The 17,053-nt window shown below is 63.2% G+C and carries 18 protein-coding genes; 5 read left to right on the forward strand and 13 right to left on the reverse strand.

From position 1 onward, the window contains the following. Nucleotides 1-447 precede the first annotated feature (447 nt). Nucleotides 448-627 carry a hypothetical protein gene (locus C2134_RS21285; RefSeq protein WP_146042170.1) on the forward strand — a complete coding sequence of 60 codons (180 nt, stop codon included), beginning with the start codon at nt 448-450 and terminating at the stop codon, nt 625-627. 32 nt (nt 628-659) lie between these two features. Here the strand turns inward: C2134_RS21285 and C2134_RS14920 are convergent, their stop codons facing one another. From C2134_RS14920 to C2134_RS14980, 13 genes are all read right to left on the reverse strand, one after another. Beyond that, nucleotides 660-1,178 (reverse strand): DMT family transporter, encoded by a 519-nt coding sequence (locus tag C2134_RS14920; protein WP_199179949.1) that lies wholly within the window; start codon nt 1,176-1,178, stop codon nt 660-662. Continuing rightward, nucleotides 1,138-1,500 (reverse strand): nuclear transport factor 2 family protein, encoded by a 363-nt coding sequence (locus C2134_RS14925; protein ID WP_103320928.1) that lies wholly within the window; start codon nt 1,498-1,500, stop codon nt 1,138-1,140. The genes C2134_RS14920 and C2134_RS14925 overlap by 41 nt, the downstream gene beginning before the upstream one ends. Nucleotides 1,501-1,541: 41 nt before the next feature. Then, on the reverse strand, nt 1,542-1,931 hold the full coding sequence (locus C2134_RS14930; RefSeq protein WP_103320929.1) for a YkgJ family cysteine cluster protein: 390 nt from the start codon (nt 1,929-1,931) through the stop codon (nt 1,542-1,544). 72 nt (nt 1,932-2,003) lie between these two features. Then, on the reverse strand, nt 2,004-2,477 hold the full coding sequence (locus C2134_RS14935; protein WP_146042171.1) for a P-loop NTPase family protein: 474 nt from the start codon (nt 2,475-2,477) through the stop codon (nt 2,004-2,006). Between the two features lie 52 nt (nt 2,478-2,529). After that, nucleotides 2,530-3,027, reverse strand: coding sequence for a DinB family protein (locus C2134_RS14940; RefSeq protein WP_103320931.1), 498 nt, complete (start codon nt 3,025-3,027; stop codon nt 2,530-2,532). After that, nucleotides 3,020-3,328: a putative quinol monooxygenase gene (locus C2134_RS14945; RefSeq protein ID WP_103320932.1), complete on the reverse strand. Its 309-nt coding sequence runs from the start codon at nt 3,326-3,328 to the stop codon at nt 3,020-3,022. Before C2134_RS14945 ends, C2134_RS14940 begins: the two co-directional genes overlap by 8 nt. Nucleotides 3,329-3,360: 32 nt before the next feature. Further along, complete coding sequence (locus tag C2134_RS14950; RefSeq protein WP_103320933.1) at nt 3,361-3,816, reverse strand: NUDIX domain-containing protein; 456 nt, start codon at nt 3,814-3,816, stop codon at nt 3,361-3,363. A gap of 90 nt (nt 3,817-3,906) precedes the next feature. After that, the gene (locus C2134_RS14955; RefSeq protein ID WP_158248778.1) at nt 3,907-5,088 is read right to left on the reverse strand and encodes an alkaline phosphatase family protein; all 1,182 of its coding nucleotides are present in this window, start codon (nt 5,086-5,088) and stop codon (nt 3,907-3,909) included. Between the two features lie 73 nt (nt 5,089-5,161). After that, nucleotides 5,162-5,605: a YiiD C-terminal domain-containing protein gene (locus C2134_RS14960; RefSeq protein WP_103320935.1), complete on the reverse strand. Its 444-nt coding sequence runs from the start codon at nt 5,603-5,605 to the stop codon at nt 5,162-5,164. A gap of 57 nt (nt 5,606-5,662) precedes the next feature. Further along, nucleotides 5,663-6,712 (reverse strand): linear amide C-N hydrolase, encoded by a 1,050-nt coding sequence (locus C2134_RS14965; RefSeq protein WP_199179950.1) that lies wholly within the window; start codon nt 6,710-6,712, stop codon nt 5,663-5,665. 168 nt (nt 6,713-6,880) lie between these two features. Next, nucleotides 6,881-7,282, reverse strand: a complete 402-nt coding sequence (locus C2134_RS14970) for an MAPEG family protein (RefSeq protein ID WP_233196466.1) — start codon at nt 7,280-7,282, stop codon at nt 6,881-6,883. A gap of 278 nt (nt 7,283-7,560) precedes the next feature. Continuing rightward, nucleotides 7,561-8,871 (reverse strand): glycosyltransferase, encoded by a 1,311-nt coding sequence (locus tag C2134_RS14975; protein ID WP_103320936.1) that lies wholly within the window; start codon nt 8,869-8,871, stop codon nt 7,561-7,563. A gap of 244 nt (nt 8,872-9,115) precedes the next feature. After that, nucleotides 9,116-11,092, reverse strand: coding sequence for a peptidase U32 family protein (locus C2134_RS14980; protein ID WP_103320937.1), 1,977 nt, complete (start codon nt 11,090-11,092; stop codon nt 9,116-9,118). Nucleotides 11,093-11,298: 206 nt separating this feature from the next. Between C2134_RS14980 and C2134_RS14985 the strand changes: the two genes are divergently transcribed. From C2134_RS14985 to C2134_RS15000, 4 genes are all read left to right on the forward strand, one after another. Further along, nucleotides 11,299-12,999 (forward strand): HAMP domain-containing methyl-accepting chemotaxis protein, encoded by a 1,701-nt coding sequence (locus C2134_RS14985; RefSeq protein WP_103320938.1) that lies wholly within the window; start codon nt 11,299-11,301, stop codon nt 12,997-12,999. Nucleotides 13,000-13,420: 421 nt separating this feature from the next. After that, a complete protein-coding gene (locus C2134_RS14990; protein ID WP_103320939.1) occupies nt 13,421-14,812 on the forward strand; it encodes an OprD family outer membrane porin in 1,392 nt (463 codons plus the stop codon). A gap of 37 nt (nt 14,813-14,849) precedes the next feature. Continuing rightward, the gene (locus C2134_RS14995) at nt 14,850-16,106 is read left to right on the forward strand and encodes an extracellular solute-binding protein (RefSeq protein ID WP_103320940.1); all 1,257 of its coding nucleotides are present in this window, start codon (nt 14,850-14,852) and stop codon (nt 16,104-16,106) included. A 75-nt stretch (nt 16,107-16,181) separates the two neighbouring features. Further along, complete coding sequence (locus C2134_RS15000; protein WP_103320941.1) at nt 16,182-17,051, forward strand: carbohydrate ABC transporter permease; 870 nt, start codon at nt 16,182-16,184, stop codon at nt 17,049-17,051. Nucleotides 17,052-17,053: the final 2 nt, after the last annotated feature.

A 17,053-nucleotide genomic window follows, 5' to 3' on the forward strand; every position in this document is an offset into this window, starting at 1 on the left:
TGCTGTTATTGCTCGTTGGACTGGCCGGCCCGGCGATCGCCGGCGCCGATAGGCCAAGTGACGATACGTCACACAACTGGCGCGGTGGCCACTGGCGCCATGGCAACCATGATGGCCGCTACGGCTGGTGGTGGATCGTGGGCGGCATATGGTACTTCTACCCCGTTCCGATCTATCCCTACCCCGCGCCTAAGGCGCCGGCGGCGCCCGCCACTCCGCCCGCTCCGGCCAGCCCCTCGCAACCGATGGCGCCGGCGGGCTGAAGCCGCCTCGCCTTTCGCAAACGGCGCTTAAGACATAGAAACACAATCGCGCCGCCATCTCCGCACGCTGGGCAAAACAGGGAGTCATACTGAAATCAGGCTTGGCCGCCGGTCAGGCCATCGCGCGGAGGCGCATCGAACCGATCGCCCCGAATCGCCGCTCACGCCCAAGAAGGAGTTCACGATGAAACTGTTCGCTCCACTAATGGCCGCTCTGCTCGTGTCGTCCAGTCTGGCCAGCGCCCAGGATGCCAATACCCGCCCGTTCGACAGCACCGTGGTGCTGCCCAGCGTGCCGCTGTCGCTGCATGAGATGAACCAGCCCACCAAACCCAGCGACGTCGTCGCCAAGCCCGCGCAATGAGCCTACGCCCTGCCGTCCCGGCAGGGCTGTCTTTATCGGCCGAACCAGCGGTCGCCGAAATTCACCAGCAACACGCCCGCCACCACCAGCAGCGCGCCGATCAGCCTTGCCGCGCTCAGATCGCGCAGCGGCATCGCCAGCCAGCCAAAGCGATCGAACAGCAACGAAGTGCACACCTGGCCGGCGATGATCAGCGACACCATGGTGGCCACGCCCAGCCGCGGCGCCAACAGCGTGGTGCCGAATACGAAACCGGCGCCCAGCACGCCGCCCAGCAGCATCCACCACTCCACCCGGCTCAGCGCCGCCAGGCTCTGCCAACGCTGGCCGGTAGCCAGACTGAGCAGGGCCAGGGTCAAACAACCGACGCTGAACGACACCAGGGCCGCCAGCAGCGTGCTGCCGCCTATCAGTTGCCGCAGCTGGTTGTTGACCGCCGCCTGCATCGGCACCACTACGCCGACCAGGAACGCCAGCAAGGGATAAATCGCCTGCATCGTCACGCCTTTCTCAATATCGTTCCACCGCCACTGCGCGCGGCGGCGCTTCATACGGCTCCGGCCACCAGTCTTCTATGCGCCGGATCAGGCCATCCTGGAGGGTGAAGAAACTGATGCCGGTCAGGGTCTGCTGTTCCACGTGAAACGCGATCTCGCTGACCGCCTGGTCTCCATCGGCCAGCACCCGGACAATCTCCACCCGCCAGTCGCCGGGATAGGTGGCATTGAATGCCACGTATTGGTCCACGCCGCGGATCCGTTCGCGCGTCTGCGGCACCCGGTATTCGACATCCGGATGCAAGGTGTTAGCGAATGCGGTCCAATCGCGCGCATTGGCGCATTCCCAATAGCGGCGGATCAGCTGTGCGGACATGCCGGCTCCCGATCTATTCGAAGGCAAACATGTTAATTGAATTATTTGCCTGGCGCGCGGCTATTGCGCGTATAGGCGCAAAAGCCCGGTTTGGGACCGATCTTGGGATGGTTGCGGCAGGTATTGGGGCGGCGATCGTAAATGGTGCAGCGCCGGGTTTGCGCATCCAGATACAGGCAATCGCCGTTGGCGCGCTGCGCCAAGGTGAACAGGCTGTTCTTGAAATTGAAATGCTGGATCACCCGCTGCTTTTCCAGCCGCTTGGCGATGTTCTTGATCGGCTCTTCCAGCTCGAACTCGTCCACCACGCCGATGCGCACCAGATCCGGCAGCTTCACTTCCACCGGCATGGTGCAGCAGGACGCCATGCAGTCGCCGCACAGGCCGTTCTTGTACTTGATCCAGGTTTCCAGGCGGTTGATGTCGGCCACGGGGCATCCTTAACACATTGAATACGCGATACTTTCCCCTTGCGGGAAAGCGCGCATTCTACGGATGCCGCGTCAAACCGGCAAGCGGAAGGCGCGCAGCCAGCGCGTCGTCTCGTCCGGGCCGCGCAGCACATGCCACTGCGCCAACGGATGCGCGTCGCGCAGCGCGGCCAGTTCGGCGCGGCGCTTGTCGTGGCTGCGCCAGGCCCAGCGCAGCAGGGAATCCGGCCCCCACAGCGTGCCGCGCAAGGTTTCGCGGTTGCCATGCGCCAGCGTCTCGCCGCGCCATGCCCGCCAGAGGCTGCGGCGCACGATGCGCCACGCCATCAAGCGGAGGGGATAGTCGAGCCAGATCACCAGATCGGCGCGCGGCAGCAACTGGCGCAGCGCGGAACCATAGCAGCCTTCGGCCAGCCAGCGTTCGTCCTGAGCCAACGCCGCCACCCTGGCCTCAAACCCGTCCTGGCGAATCCAGCCCGGCCCCCAGAACCATTCGTCCAGCTCCACCACCGGCAAGGCCAGCGCGCGGCCGATAAACTTCGCCAAGGTGCTTTTTCCGGCGCCGCTGCCGCTGACGATCAGCACCCGGCGCGGCGTCTCACATCCCGGCATAGCTGCGCAGAATGGCGGCGATGCGCCAGCGATGGTCGCGGTCGTGTTCGGCCAGTTGTTCCACCAGGCCCAGCACATTGATCGTGGTGCCATCGCCGCGTATGCCGCTGCGGCCCAATTGCTTGGTATCCAGGCTTTTCAACTGGGCCAGCAGCGCCGCCCGTTGCGCGACGAAGGCCGCAATGCCGGCCTCGCCGTCGCGCGCATGGTAGGCGCGCGTCTCGGGCCAGTACGACACCTCCATCGGCGCCAGCTGCGGCCGCTCCTCGCTCAGCACGCGGCGGATGCGCATGCCGTACAGATCGGTCTCGCAATCGTGCACATGCCAGACATGCTCCAACAGCGGCGAACGGTCATGTATCGGCTGGCGGCCCCACACCTCGCCCGGCAAGCCGGACAGGGTCCTGCGCAAAAACACCGGCAGTTCTTCCAGCTGGATCAGCAGCTGCGAGTAGGCCTGCAGCAGCAAGGGGTGCTCAGTCATCGCGCTCCGCCTCCCGTCCCAGCCTGTCGCACGGATGCGCGGCGCGATGGACCCGCGGCAGCACCTCAGGCAGATAAATCTCCTGAATCGCCGCCAATTTGCCGTGCGACTCCCAATGGCCGCGGCTTTCCCAATGCTCCACCAGCACAAACTGGCTGGCATCGGCCTGGGAATGATAGGCCTCCCACAGCAGACAGCCCGGCTCGGCCAGACACATCGGCCGCATCCGCACCAGCGCGGCGGCCACCGCCGGCGCCTCGGCAGGCTCCTTCACTTGCAGCGTCACAATCAACGGAAACATGGCGTATCCCGGTTTGAAGCGAGCCCATCGACTCAATAGAATTCCATCTGGCGCAGGCCGACGTAGCGCGGCGCAATAAAACCATGCTCGCGGTCGCGCCAATAATCGTCCAGCAGCATGGGAGGAAACACCGTCTTGCCGGCAAACTCGCCGCGCGCCAGCCAGGCCGCCTCGACAATGTGCTCGCGCACCGCTTCCTCGGCGCTGCAATCGATGGCGCCGCCTAGCAGCTTGCCGGTGAACCAGAACTTGCACTCGCGGGTTTGCGGGCTGGCGAATTCCTCGATATAGGCCAGCGGCCCGATTTCCACCCGCAACCCGCACTCTTCCCACGCTTCGCGCCGCGCGGCGTCCGCCAGCGGCTCGTCATCGATGGCCCCGCCGCCCGGCGCCACCCTGAAGTCGTACACCCCCGGCTTGCAATGCCGCACCATCAGCACCCTGCCCTCATGCTCGACGATCACGCCGGCGCCTATCCGATGTTGCATGCCATTCCTCCCTGGAAACCCGCCAGTATACCAAATCAATTATGTATTTGGCATTGCATAAAACAAGGCGGCAGGCAGAAAAATGCGCGTTCAGGGGCGGTAGACGATCAAAGGGATTTCCATCTCGTCCGGATGCACGCCGGCATGCGTGCCGGCCAATTGCAGCTTGCGCTCTCCTGGCAGCGTGTCGCGCAGGTTCCAGCCCGGCTTGGCGATCAGCACCACATCGCCGCAACGATGAGCCAGGTCTGGATGCGCCGGCCCCGGGCCGAACACGCCGGCAGCCAGCAATTCCGCGCTTGGCTCCACCCAGCAGGCGTGGCCCAGCCGCGCGCGCGCCAGCTCGATGAAACGCTCCATGCAGCCTGGCTTCACATGGCAGTAGCTCATGCGCGTCTCGCCGGACAGCGGGCGCGCCAACAAGCTGTACAGTTCCGGAATCTCGTCCACATCCAGCCATTGTTCGGCCGGCGCGGCGACAAAGCCGTGGTCGGCAATCGCCACCACCGCCGCGTCGTTCTGCTTGGCCGCGTCCAGCAGGCGGCCGAAATCGCCGTCCAGCTCGGCCAGCAGCCTGGCGGCCGCCTCGTCGTCCGGGCCGATCTCATGCATCAGCGTGTCCATCTGCCGCAGATACAAATAATGGAAAGCCGGCACCGGCGAATACAGCCGCGCCGTGAGCTGGACGAAGGCATCCTCGGAATCGCGGTAAGGCAGGCGCATGCTGCTGCCGGCATGGTGGCGGCTGCAGGGAGAGTGGCAGATGTCCTCCGGCAACATCAGGAAAGCCGGGCGGGAAAAATGTTCGAACAACGGCGGCGCGCTAAACAGCGTATCGGCCAGCTGCTGCGGCGCGCTGGCGCTGCCCGCAGGCTGGCGCACATACAGCGGCAAGGGCGCGATGATTTCCTCGCCATGCAACTGATGCCAGCCTATCAGGCCATGGCGAGCCGGCGGCTGGCCGGTCAACACCGTGGTCACCGCCGCCGTCGTGGTGGGCGGAAACACGCTGCTCAAGGTGGCCCGCCGCCGCAGATTCAAGCGGGTTTCCGGCCCCAGCCGCCGCAGCTGCGCCGCACCCAGCCCGTCTATCAGCAACAGGCAGACATGGCGGTGATGGCCGATGCCGGCCAGCACATCCGTGGCCAGCGGCGGATAACCCAGATCCGGACCGCCCAGCTCCCAACTCAGCGTCTGCATCAGGTTGAGCAGGCCGCCGCCTTGATAATCCGGCCAGGCGGCCCCGGAGCAACGGGATTTCAGATTGGACATGGCGGCTATGCCGATTGGGAAAACCGCATTGTTGTCCTCGCCGCCCGGCGCGTCAACGACTGACCGCGCCATGCTAGCTCGACAAGGCCACAAACTCGCCGCACAGCCGGCCCGCCTGCGCGCCCTCATGTTCCAACACCGACGTCACCGCAATGCGGGCCTTGCCGCGACGCGACAAGGTTTTGATGAAACGCGGCCAGCTATCCGCGTCCGCCAGGAAGGCGCGCGCGGAAAACTCGCCGGCGATGGTTTGCTCATACTCCATGCTGTTGCGCTGGATAAGCAATGTAGCGTTCCGATCCTCGGCCCTCAGCCGGATATGCAGCAAGGACCAAGCCGCCAGGATGGCCAGCGCCGACGCGCTGCCGCCAAACACCGTCGCGCAGTGGTTGATATTGGGCGCAAGCGGCGCGGTCAGCCTCACCTGGTCCGGATCGATGGCGGCCACCGATACCTCCATCGCGCGGGACAGCGGGATGTTCTGGTGCAGATAGGCTTGCAGTTGCTCAGCGTGCATGGCATCTCCTGGAACCGGGCCGGCTCATGATAAAGCCATTTTCAGCGACGATCATGATCAGAACGGCGCCTTGGCCAGCGGCTGGAATTGCTGATTGACGCTGCCGGACAGCTCCACATTGTCCGGATTCAGCATCCGCGCCGGCGCGCCGGCGGAAAAGTCTATCTGGTCCAGGTCCACCCGGATCACATTGGGGCTGCTGGCCAGCTCGAAGAAATACTGCCGATTGCTCAGGTCCGCCACGGTGCGGTATTCGGTGTCATAGGTCGACCCCGGCGTCTTGTACGGCGCGTTGAACGGCACCGAGGCATTGCGCGCGACGGACAGGATGGACGCCACCGCCTGGCGCTGGCTCTGCGGCTCGCGCAGCGTGCTCAGGAAGTAGTTGGCGCGGATGAAGCGGTCTACCGGATTGACATTGCCCGGCAGCGGCGTCTCGCGCGTGGCCTGGGAGAAATCCCACTTCTTCAGTTCCGCCAGCTGCTGCTCATACGGCGGATCGTTGGTCAGCACGCGGAATTCCCGGCCGTGATAGATCTTGGGCTTGCCGTCAACGTACTGGATCAGCGCCGAATCGCCGCTGGCATCCTCAATCGCCAGATGCAGCGAGGACTTGAAGCCGGCGTACTCCACCATCACCGGCTGAATCCGCTGCATCGCCTCCAGCGCCTCTGCCACCGTCGCCGCGTTGTCCAGCAGATACTGGCCCCACAGCCCGGCCTGCACGCCCTGCTTGCCCGGTTCGCGCGCGCCGTAGTCGGTGGCGGTCAGGAACAACAGGTGCATGGCCAGCCCCTTCTCGTTCATGCCGTCCACCGCGCCGACGCCATAGGCCGATGTCACAACGCTGCCGTATTTGGCAGTCCAGCGCGCCGCATTGTCCTTGATCACGGTGGCCGGCCCCAGCTTGCCGCCATCGCGCGCCATGCCGCGCGGCAGGATCATCAGCCGGGGTTGGGTGGATTCGGCCCAGTCCATGGACCGCCCTGCCAGCACGGCGAGATGGTTGGTGTTCCACAGCGTGCGGGTGCAGGCATCCGCCGCTGGAGACCATAGCACAAACGATGTCGTCGACGCGATCAGCAGGCTGTGCAGAGCCGTCTTCATATCCATCCGGGACCCTTTGTCGAAAATTATCAAAAACTTATAGACAGCGCCTAAGGCGAGCGGTTCCATGCCGAAACGCCGGAAACTGCCTGGCAAAACGTGAAGCCACGGAAAAAGCAGGCCGCTGCTGGCCATGCCCAACGGATATCTGGGCAGGAAACGCGGCGCTTACAAGGTGTACGCCAGCCAGCCCCACATCGCCAGCAACAGCGCGTTGGAAGCCAGGAAGGCCAGGAAACGGTGGATCGGGTGATTGTAGCCAAGGTGGATAACGGTATGGACCAGACGCAGCGCGACATAGCCCCAGGCCAGCGCCAATACGGCCGGCGTGACCAGGTTTTTGGCGATGACGATGGCGCCGGCCACATAGAACAGCGTCGGCGCTTCGAACAGATTGGAGAAATTGCGCGCCAGCTTCACTTCGCTGTCCGGCGGCACATCACCCTGCATCAGCCGGTAATAGCTGCCCTTCACCCGCCCGGAACGAGCGTTGGCGAAACGGGCGCGCCCCAGGCGGATGCCCACAAAGAAAGTCAGCAACACCAGCGCGAACATCGGGTAGATCATCATCGTCCCTTTCATAGAACCGCCCTCACTTCCCATCCCGTCTTGGCATGCCAGCCATTTTTGCCTCCGACCATCCCGATGCCTCGCTCAGCGCAAAGCATCGAATTTATCGCGTTGCCGATTGAGGCGAATGCTACGCCAAACAAAAATAGCCTAAGCAACGACACCTTTCCGGTAGGAAACCAGATGCATTCCCGGCAGCACGGGTCTGGCTGCGCCGAAACGGATAAAACCCAGTTTCTCGTACAAATGGCAATTGCCCGCTTCGATCAAACCAATACTCATCGCTTCGCCTGCAGCGTCAGCGCCTGTTCCACGCGTTCGGCCAGTGGAAGAGCATCGACGCGGGCTAGCCGCGACGTTTTGGCGCAGGCCTGCGCCACCTTGTCAGATGCCAGCAAACGCTGCAGCGCGGCGCTCATTTTCTTGGCGTCCAGCTTGCCGGCCAAAACCGTTTCCGCCACGCCCAGGCGGCGCGCGCGCCAGGCATTGTCAAACTGATCGAATGCATAGGGACAGATCAGCTGCGGCACCCCGGCGCGGAAAGCCGCGGCGCAGCTGCCCACCCCGCCGTGATGCGCCAGCGCCGCCACTTCGGGCAATAGCCGCGCAAACGGCGCACGCGATTGCCAGATCACCTCCGGCGGCAACGCCGCGGGCAATTGCTCCGGATAAGGCGTGAGGAATATCCCGCGCCGGCCGCAGGCCGCCAGCGCCGCCAAGGCCGCCTCAAAATACGCGCGCGCATGCTTGTGGCCGGTGCCGGGGGTAAACGCTATCGGCGCCGGCCCGGCCGCCAGAAAGGCCTGCAATTCTGTGGACAATTCCGTTGCTTGTTCTATTGGATCAGGCGGAAAACCGGCTTCGACATATCGGCTGGGCCAATCCGGCTGCGTGGCGGCGAACCAGTCCGGAAATAGCCCGATCACCGCATCCGGCGTCTCGCTCAACAAGCGGCGGAAACTATCCAACGGCGGCAAGTTCAACGCCTGCCGCGCGGCGTTGATAGCAGGCAAGGCGACGGGGGACAGCGCCAGACGATCGATACCGCGCCACAACTGGCGCTTCCAAGATACCGGCAGCCAAGCCGGCAAAGGCCGCGCTCCCATCACCGGAAATTCATGGCTGCTGCACAAGCCGGACGGAGAAAGATACAGCGCGGCCACTTGCAAATCGGGATAAGCCGCCTTAGCCAGATGCGCGGCCGCCAGCATGATGGGATGGCAAAGCAACACGCAGTGGCCGGACTCGCGCGCCGCCAGTTGGCGCAAGACAAGCAGATGCGGCGCCACACTCTGCCATGCCACGCCAAACCCCTTGCGCGCGTCCCACAAATCCGGATTGTCCAGATGCGCCTGAAAAGCCTGCGCCGAACCGAAACCCTCGCAGGACAGGCCATGCCCGCGGACCCAAGCCACATGGTAGGCCGGCACCAGCAGCCTTACGCGATGGCCACGCGCCGCCAACTGCTGGCCTAGCGCGATGAACGGCAGGATATCCCCGCCGGTGCCGCTGCAGGCCAATACCAGCAAGGGCTGGTCATCGTCTGCGGCAGCGGGATGTGAGCCAGCTACTTCCAGCGTCCTGTCCATCGCATCTCCCAGGCGGCATAGTTCGGCACCGGCAATTTTCTGCCGCGGTTCACCCGCGCCGCTCGATGAATCCGCCCATAAAAAATGACTAAAACATGCAGTTTGATGGCAAGAGACGCGTATTGGCAAGCCAGCCGCGCCGCCGCTGGAACCATGCAAAAGGGCAAGCCTTAGTGGCTTGCCCTTGGTGTGAATCGATTCCTTTGCATCGCCGCCCGCTGGCGGGCGACGGCGCCCTAGCCAATCACTGCGGCCGTTGCTTGAAGAAAGTGATAGGCGCGCTGGCGGGGATTTCGCTCGGCGGCGGCGTCTTCAAGATGTGTTTCTTCATCTTGCCCATCACGTGCATCTCGCAGGGACGGCATTCAAACTTCAGGGTATAGGTCTCGTCGCCCGATTTCAGAATCATCGGATCGGCGCGCACCTGGCCCATCACGCCCTTGACGCCCTTGGCCTGCTTCGGGCACAGGTTGTAGGAGAAGCGCAGGCAGTGCTTGGTGATCATCAGCGACACCTCGCCCTCTTCCTGGTGCGCCTCGTAGGCCGGCTCTATCACTTCCACGCCGTGCTGCTTGTAGAAGTCCCAGGCCAGCGCGTTGTAGACGTTGGCCAGATAGCTCAGCTCCTTCTGCGGGAAGACCGCCGGTGGCTCCACCCCTGCCTTGCGTTCGGGACGCGCCCAGGCGGCCAGGCGGGCGGCTTCCAGCTTTTCCACCGCCTCGCGGCGCAGGCCATTGATGACGGATGCCGGCACAAACCACGGCTGGGAAAGATTCAGCGACACATCGTGCGCCTGGAACAGGGTGTTGCCGAGCTTGGCGACGGCGTCGCGCAGGCTTTGCTCGGCGCGGGCGGCATCCTTGGCCGGCTCCAGCGCCAAATCGACACCGGCGCTGGCGCTGCAGCCATCGGCGTCGGTGTAAGTCAGCGCGAGGCCTGTGGCGGTTTCCGACAGCGTGGCCCACACGCCGATGCGGCGCTCCGCCGATTTTTTCAGCAGCGCCAGTTCCCAAGCGTGGTCTCGGTTGCGGCAAATATCGGTGCCTGGCTTCAGGCCGGAGAGCACGGCCGGATCGTTAGGCTCGCAGCGCCAGACCAGCAGGCCGCCCTCAGCCTTCCCGACTTGCTTGACGGTGTTGAGCTGCATGCCCACCACCTCGCGCTTTTTCATGAAGTTGATGCCGTCGCCGTTGGACATCTGCTCCGTGGTGGCGATCTCCAGCCAGCTATCGCCGACCTTGTGCACGGTGCCGAGGCCGACGCCGACGAACTTGGGCGAATCGAAGGCGCCGATGTCCTGCTTGCGGCCGGTGGCGAAGTAATCCGTCGCGCCGCGGTGGAAAGTCTTGTCTGGATTCGGCGTGAAGAAGATTTCGCTGCTGCCGCTGGCGGCCGGCGCCAGTTCCGGGCGGCGCTCGAAGATTTCGTCCAGCAGCAGGCGGTAATGAGCGGTGATGTTCTTGACGTAGCTGACATCCTTGTAGCGGCCTTCGATCTTCAAAGACCGCACGCCGGCGTCCAACAGCGCTTCCAGGTTGTCGCTCTGGTTGTTGTCCTTCATCGACAGCAAATGCTTGTCGAAGGCCACCACGCCGCCTTTCTCGTCGGTCAGCGTGTACGGCAATCTACAGGCCTGCGAGCAGTCGCCGCGGTTGGCGCTGCGGCCCGTGTCGGCATGGCTGATGTAGCACTGGCCGGAGAAGGCCACGCACAGCGCGCCGTGGATGAAGTATTCGATGGTGGCGGAACCGGCCACGCGGTCGGCGATGTTCTTGATCTGCGGAATGGTCAGCTCGCGCGCCAGCACGATCTGGCTGAAACCGGCGTCGGACAAAAAGCGCGCCTTGTCGGCGTCGCGGATGTCGCACTGGGTGGACGCGTGCAGCTGTATCGGCGGCAAGTCCATCTGCAGGATGCCCATATCCTGCACGATCAGCGCGTCCACCCCGGCATCGTACAGCTGCCAGATCAGCTGGCGCGCCGCATCCAGCTCGGCATCGTGCAGGATGGTGTTCAGCGTGGCGAAAATGCGCGCGTGGTAGCGGTGGGCGAAATCGCACAACCCGGCGATGTCCTGCACGCTATTGCAAGCATTGTGGCGCGCGCCGAACGACGGCCCGCCGATATACACCGCGTCCGCGCCATGCAGGATGGCTTCGCGGCCGATTTCGGCGGTTTTGGCGGGGGACAGCAGTTCGACTTGGTGCGGCAACAGGCTCATGGCGATTCCGGGGATGCTCTTAAGGTTATTCGGCTGGACGGGCGGGCCGGAAGTATAACGGAATCAGCAGCTTATAGATAGACCGGTGGATTTCATAGTGCGGATAAGTGCAACTACCTAGGATTATTTATACGGATTGATTACCCTCATGACGGCTGCTACCCAAAGAATATTGGAGGCGTGTCCTCCTATCCTGCGAGTTCGTCATGTTCCACAATCTCTCCATCTTCCAGCGTCTGGCCATCATGGTTGCGGCGTTGCTGTCCGTTCCCATTCTGGTTGGCCTGTATGGCCTGCACACCCAGGACGGCATCCTCGGCGACTTCGCCACCACCTACAACGACCGCGTGGTCTGCCTGAAACAACTGAAAATCGTCGGCGACGGCTACGCCGTCGGCATCGTCGACAACGCGCACAAACTGCGCAATCACAGCCAGACCGCCAGCACCTTTCTCACCAACCTGAAGCAGGCTCAAACCGATGTCAAAAAGCAGTGGAGCGACTACCGCGCCACCTATCTGACGCCGGAGGAAAAACAGCTGGCCGATCAGGCGGATCAGGCCATGGCCGCGGCCGACCGCAGCGTCGAGAAACTGCGGCAGATCGTTGAGCGCGGCGACGAAGCCGCGCTGCAGAACTATGTGGAACACGATATGTATCCGGCGCTGGATCCGGTGGCGCAGCGCATTTCCGCCCTGGTGGACCTGCAGCTGCGCGTCGCCGCCGAGGAATTCGCCTCGGCGCAGCAGCGCGCCGCCAGCAGTCGGCTGGTCAACATCGCTTTGATCGTAGCCGGGGTATTGCTGGGTCTGCTGCTGGCCCAGACCATCGTGCGCGGCCTGCTGGCCGAGCTGGGCGGCGAGCCGCGCGACGTGGTGGCGCTGGCCGGCCGCGTCGCCCAAGGCGACCTCAGCCAAAAACTGCCGGTGAAGAACGGAGACCAATCCAGCATCGTCGCCTCGATGGCGCTGATGCAGAGCGCGCTGATCCAACTGGTGCGCAATATGCAGGACATCACGCTGCGGCTGACCAATAGCGCGACCGAGCTAGCCGCGGCGTCGGAACAGGTGGCCAGCAGCGCCGAGGAGCAAACCCGCGCCGCTTCTTCGATGTCCGCCTCGGTGGAGCAGCTGTCGGTCAGCATCAGCTCGGTCAGCGACAACACCTCCGATGTGGCCAAGGATTCGGTATCCAGCGGCGAGCTGGCGCGCAAGGGCGAGAGCATCATCAACGAAACGCTGCAAACCATGACCCATGTCGCCGAACAGGCACGGTCAGCGCAGCAGCAGGCCGACCTGTTGGGCAGCCGTTCCCAGGAAATCGCCAGCGTCATCCAGGTGATACGCGACGTGGCGGAGCAAACCAATCTGCTGGCGCTGAACGCGGCGATCGAGGCCGCGCGGGCCGGGGAACAGGGCCGCGGCTTTGCGGTGGTAGCGGACGAAGTGCGCAAGCTGTCGGAACGCACCTCGCACTCCACCACGGAAATCAGCGGCAGCATCCGCGACATGCTGGATTGCAGCCAGCACGTGGTGGACAACATCCATAGCACGGTGGAACGGATGGAGGCCGGGCTGGGCCAGGCCGAACGCGCCCGCGAGGCTATCTCCGGCATCACCGGCAACGCGGAGCGGGTGAAACAGTCGCTGTCCGGCATCGCCATCTCGTTGAACGAACAACAACAGGCCGGCACGGCCATTGCCGGCAATGTGGAGCAAGTGGCGCAAATGTCCGAGGAAACCAGCACCGCCGCCCTGCAGACAGCGAATGCCGCCAGTCAGGTCGAGCAGATGGCCGTCGCGCTGCAATCGGCGATCAGCCATTTCCGCCTGCCGGCTGGCGGCCAAGCCACGGCCGGCGAGCCCGCCTTGCAAGCCGCCGCCTCTCCCACCGCCTGGCAAACCTGATCCGCTGGCAGCTTGAGCTGCCGCTCTTAATCATTGCGCAAGTCAAGATGGCGAACAGCAGTTCGCCATCTTTTTTTGTGCGCCGCACAAAACATGTGAGCTCTGATTTTGTTCGCTTTCGAAAACAAATTGGTATTGAAGTGGATATTTAACGCTAATCTTTTATTATTTGTTTCGCATATGAATGTAAATTGATCACAAAGATCAAACATTCCCAATTAATTAGATTTTTCGTGTAAAAACTCTCGCCAATTCATGACTTTAATCATAAGATGCATCTTGCATGGCAACATTGCAACAGCATTACAGGCAATTTCCATTGGAATAGTCTCATACCAATTGAAGACCACTATAAGACCAGATAATTTGCCTCCAGGATTTCCACATATGGATTCCGCAACTGGACCTGGAGTTAAGAAAAATGCATACGCAACGCTCACTTCTCTTGGCAGTACTGGCTGCGTTCACCGGCGTCGCCCTGGCGGCGGAAGAACCGGCCGTTCCTCCGGCAAGCGATGGCCCCGCACTGAAAGGCACGGCGCAAGCCATACCCGAAAGCAATGTCTATGATCTGCTGACCAAATCGGAAACCACCTTCAGCGCGCTGTACTACGGCCGCGACCGGCAGGAAAAGCAGCCGAATAACAGCAATGCCGGCGATATCCGGGTCAACGCGCTGAACCTGGGCCTGAATTTCAAATCCGGCTACGCCTGGGACAAGCTGGGCTTCGACGCCGCGGCGCACAGCTCGATCCGCTTGACCAAGGGCATCGGTTTTTCCGAAGTGCTGTACCACGACTACAACGACATGAGCGACCCGGCCGAGGGCGGTGGCGGCAGGGACAAGAGCGATGCGGTGCTAAGCCAGGCGGCAATCAAATTCCGCCAGAACCCGGACGGCCAAGGCCTGTCCTTCCGCGCCGGCTACACCCCGATCAGCATCGGCACCATGGGCACCTCCGGCGGCCTGCAGTCACACGCTTATCGCGGTTTTGAAGGCAAATACAAGATCGGCGATTTCGAGCTGGGCTATGGCTGGGCCGACCAGTTCCGCAATGAGTGGGACTATCGCTTCCGCGACATGACCAACTCCTGGGAACAGGGCCGCAGCAACGGCAGCACAGCCAAGAAAGTCGATTACGTCAACAGCGTGGGCTTCCGCTACGCCCCGGAAAACGCCTTCATCGACATCGGCTTCGGCGAAGGCAAGGATTACCGCCGCACCGCGCAGATTGCCGGCTCCTACACCTGGAAGCTCTCCGGCGGCGACACGCTGACCGGCGTCGCTTACTACTTCCAGGGCAAGGACGAATCGCAGCTGGGCATGCAGAATTCGCAAACCGCCTGGCATGCCAGCGGCAGCATGACCTACACCACCGGTGGCCTGTCGCTGATGGGCGGCATCGGCAAGAGCCGCAACCCCGACGGCGGCGAAGTGAACTTCCGCATGACGCCGTACGGGAACAGCGACAACCGCAACTTCATCCAGACCTGGGGCCAGGACGACGACTTCGTCTGGGACGGCACCCAAGTGCTCAAGCTGGGCGTGAACTACGACCTCGCCAAATCCGGCCTGCCCGGCTTCACTGTTGGCGCCAGCGCCAACTACGCCACCGGCCTGAAAAACCCGAACGGCGCGGCAGACAGCAAGGCGCATGAAATCGACCTGAGCGCCGGCTACACCGTGCAAAGCGGCTGGCTCAAGGGCGCCAGCATAGGCGTCTACCCGGCCTGGTACCGCTCCGGCGACTTCTACGGCAAGAAGGACCGCAACGACGTAAAAGTGATCGCCTCCTACAGTAAGACCTTCTGATGACCGGGCCAAACTCAAGAAAGATAAGGACGCAGACATGAAACTGAAAAGCCTGACCCTGTCGCTGCTGATCGCCGCATCCGCCGCCATCCCGCTGGCCGCCCATGCCGCCGACAAGCCGGTGCTGGAAGTGTGGACCATGAGCCTGTCGCCCAAATTCGACGGCTATTTCAAGAACCTGGTGGCTCAGTACAACGCCCAGCACCCGAATGTGGAAGTGAAGTGGACCGACTACCCCTGGGACGTGATCCAGGCCAAGTTCACCGCCGCCGTCGGCGCCGGCAAGCCGCCGGCCCTGGTCAATCTGAACGTGCCCTGGGCCTATGACTACCAGCAAGAAGGCCTGATCCAGCCGCTGGACAACCTGATCGACAAGAGCCAATACGTCGCCGGCGCGTTGAAGGACGTCACCTTCAACGGCAAGGTTTACGCCTTCCCGCACTACAACGGCGCCAACGTCATCGCCTACAACGCCGAGCTGTTCAAGAAGGCCGGCCTCGATCCGAACAAGCCGCCCAAGTCATTCGACGAGGAGCTGCAATACGCCAAGACCATCAAGGCCAAGACCGGCGTGGCCGGTTTCGCGCCGACGCTGGGCCCGACCAAGATCGAAGCCTTGCTGATGCAAAACGGCCTGGACGTGGTCAAGGACGGCAAGCCGGCCTTCAACAGCCCAGCCCATGTGGCCTTCGTCAAGAAGCTGGCCGACGCCTACAAGGCCGGCGCGCTGCTCAAGGACAACCTGTTTTCCCAGGACAACTTCCAGGTGGCGATGGCGGCGTATAACGGCGGCCGTCTGGCGATGCTGGAATCGACGCCGACCACGCTGACCCGCGTGCGCGACGAAGCGCCCAAGCTCTATGCCCATACCCGCGTCGCCCCGGCTCCGCTCGGCCCCACCGGCATCGCCGCCGGGGGCTGGATGTTCAACTTCGCCGTGGCGCGCAATGTGGACAAGGCGCTGCTGCCGGAAATCGGCAAGTTCGGCAACTACCTGACCAATGCGCAAAACCAGCTGGCCTTCGCCAAGCTGGCCGGCACCCTGCCCACCGCACGCCAGGCCGCCGCCGACCCGCACTTCCAGAAAGTGGCCGACAACGCCGGCGCCGCCGAGCGCGCCGTGAGCATCGCCGCCGCCAATCTGGACAAGACGCGTACCCTGTTCCTGTCGGTGAAGAACGCCGACGTGCTGTCGGCCAAGCTGTCGGCCGCGGTGGAGAAAGCCGTGACCGGCCGCCAGGACGTCAAGGCCGCGCTGGACGAAGCCGCCGCCTACTGGACCAGCAAGCTGTAAGCCTCCCGCAGCGTCCCATCCGCCGCGCGCAACCGGCGGATGGGCGTTTTCGCAACCCCACCGGGAGTATGAGCAATGCGCAATCACCGCAAGACCACCCTGCAGGCCTATCTGTTCCTGGCGCCAGCCCTATTGTTGCTGCTGGTGTTTTCGTTCTGGCCGGTGGGCTTCGGCTCCTTTCTCGCCTTCACCCGCTACAACCTGATCGATGCGCCGCAATGGGTGGGCTGGGACAATTTCCGCGATTTGTTCGGCGACGAGCTGTTCCTGTCGGCGCTGAAGAATTCGGCGCTGTATCTGGTGGTGGTGCCGGTCATCCAGTTGCTGGCCATCCTGCTGGCGGTGCTGGTCAACAATAATCTGCCCGGCATCAAGCTGTTCCGCGCCGCCTACTACCTGCCCGTGGTCACCTCGGTATCGGTGATCGGCATCATCTGGAATTTCATGTACACCGAAGACGGCGTGCTCAACGCCGTGCTGCGCTGGCTGCACCTGATCAATGATCCGGTGGGCTGGCTCAGCGACGACCACATCGCTCTGTTCGCCGTGATGTTCATCACCGTGTGGCGCGGCATAGGCTGGTACATGGTGCTGTACCTGGCCGGCCTGCAGTCCATTCCAGCCGACGTGCACGAGGCCGCGCAGCTGGACGGCGCCGGCCGCTGGCAGCGCTTCTGGCGCATCACCGTGCCACTATTGGCGCCCACCATCCTGCTGTGCTCGGTCATGTCGGTGCTGGCGGCGGTGAAGGCGTTTGAGGAAGTGCAGATCCTGACCAAGGGCGGGCCGATGCAGTCCACCTATACCGCGCTGTATTACGCCTACGAGTTCGGCATCAAGTCGCTGAACTTCGGCCGCGCCCTGGCCGCCAGCCTGGTGATGTCCGCGTTCTGCATCGTGCTGGCCTGGCTGAACTTCCGTTACCTGCAACCGCGAGACCGCTGAGG

It is taken from the genome of Chromobacterium sinusclupearum, from assembly GCF_002902845.1.
Classification (GTDB): domain Bacteria; phylum Pseudomonadota; class Gammaproteobacteria; order Burkholderiales; family Chromobacteriaceae; genus Chromobacterium; species Chromobacterium sinusclupearum.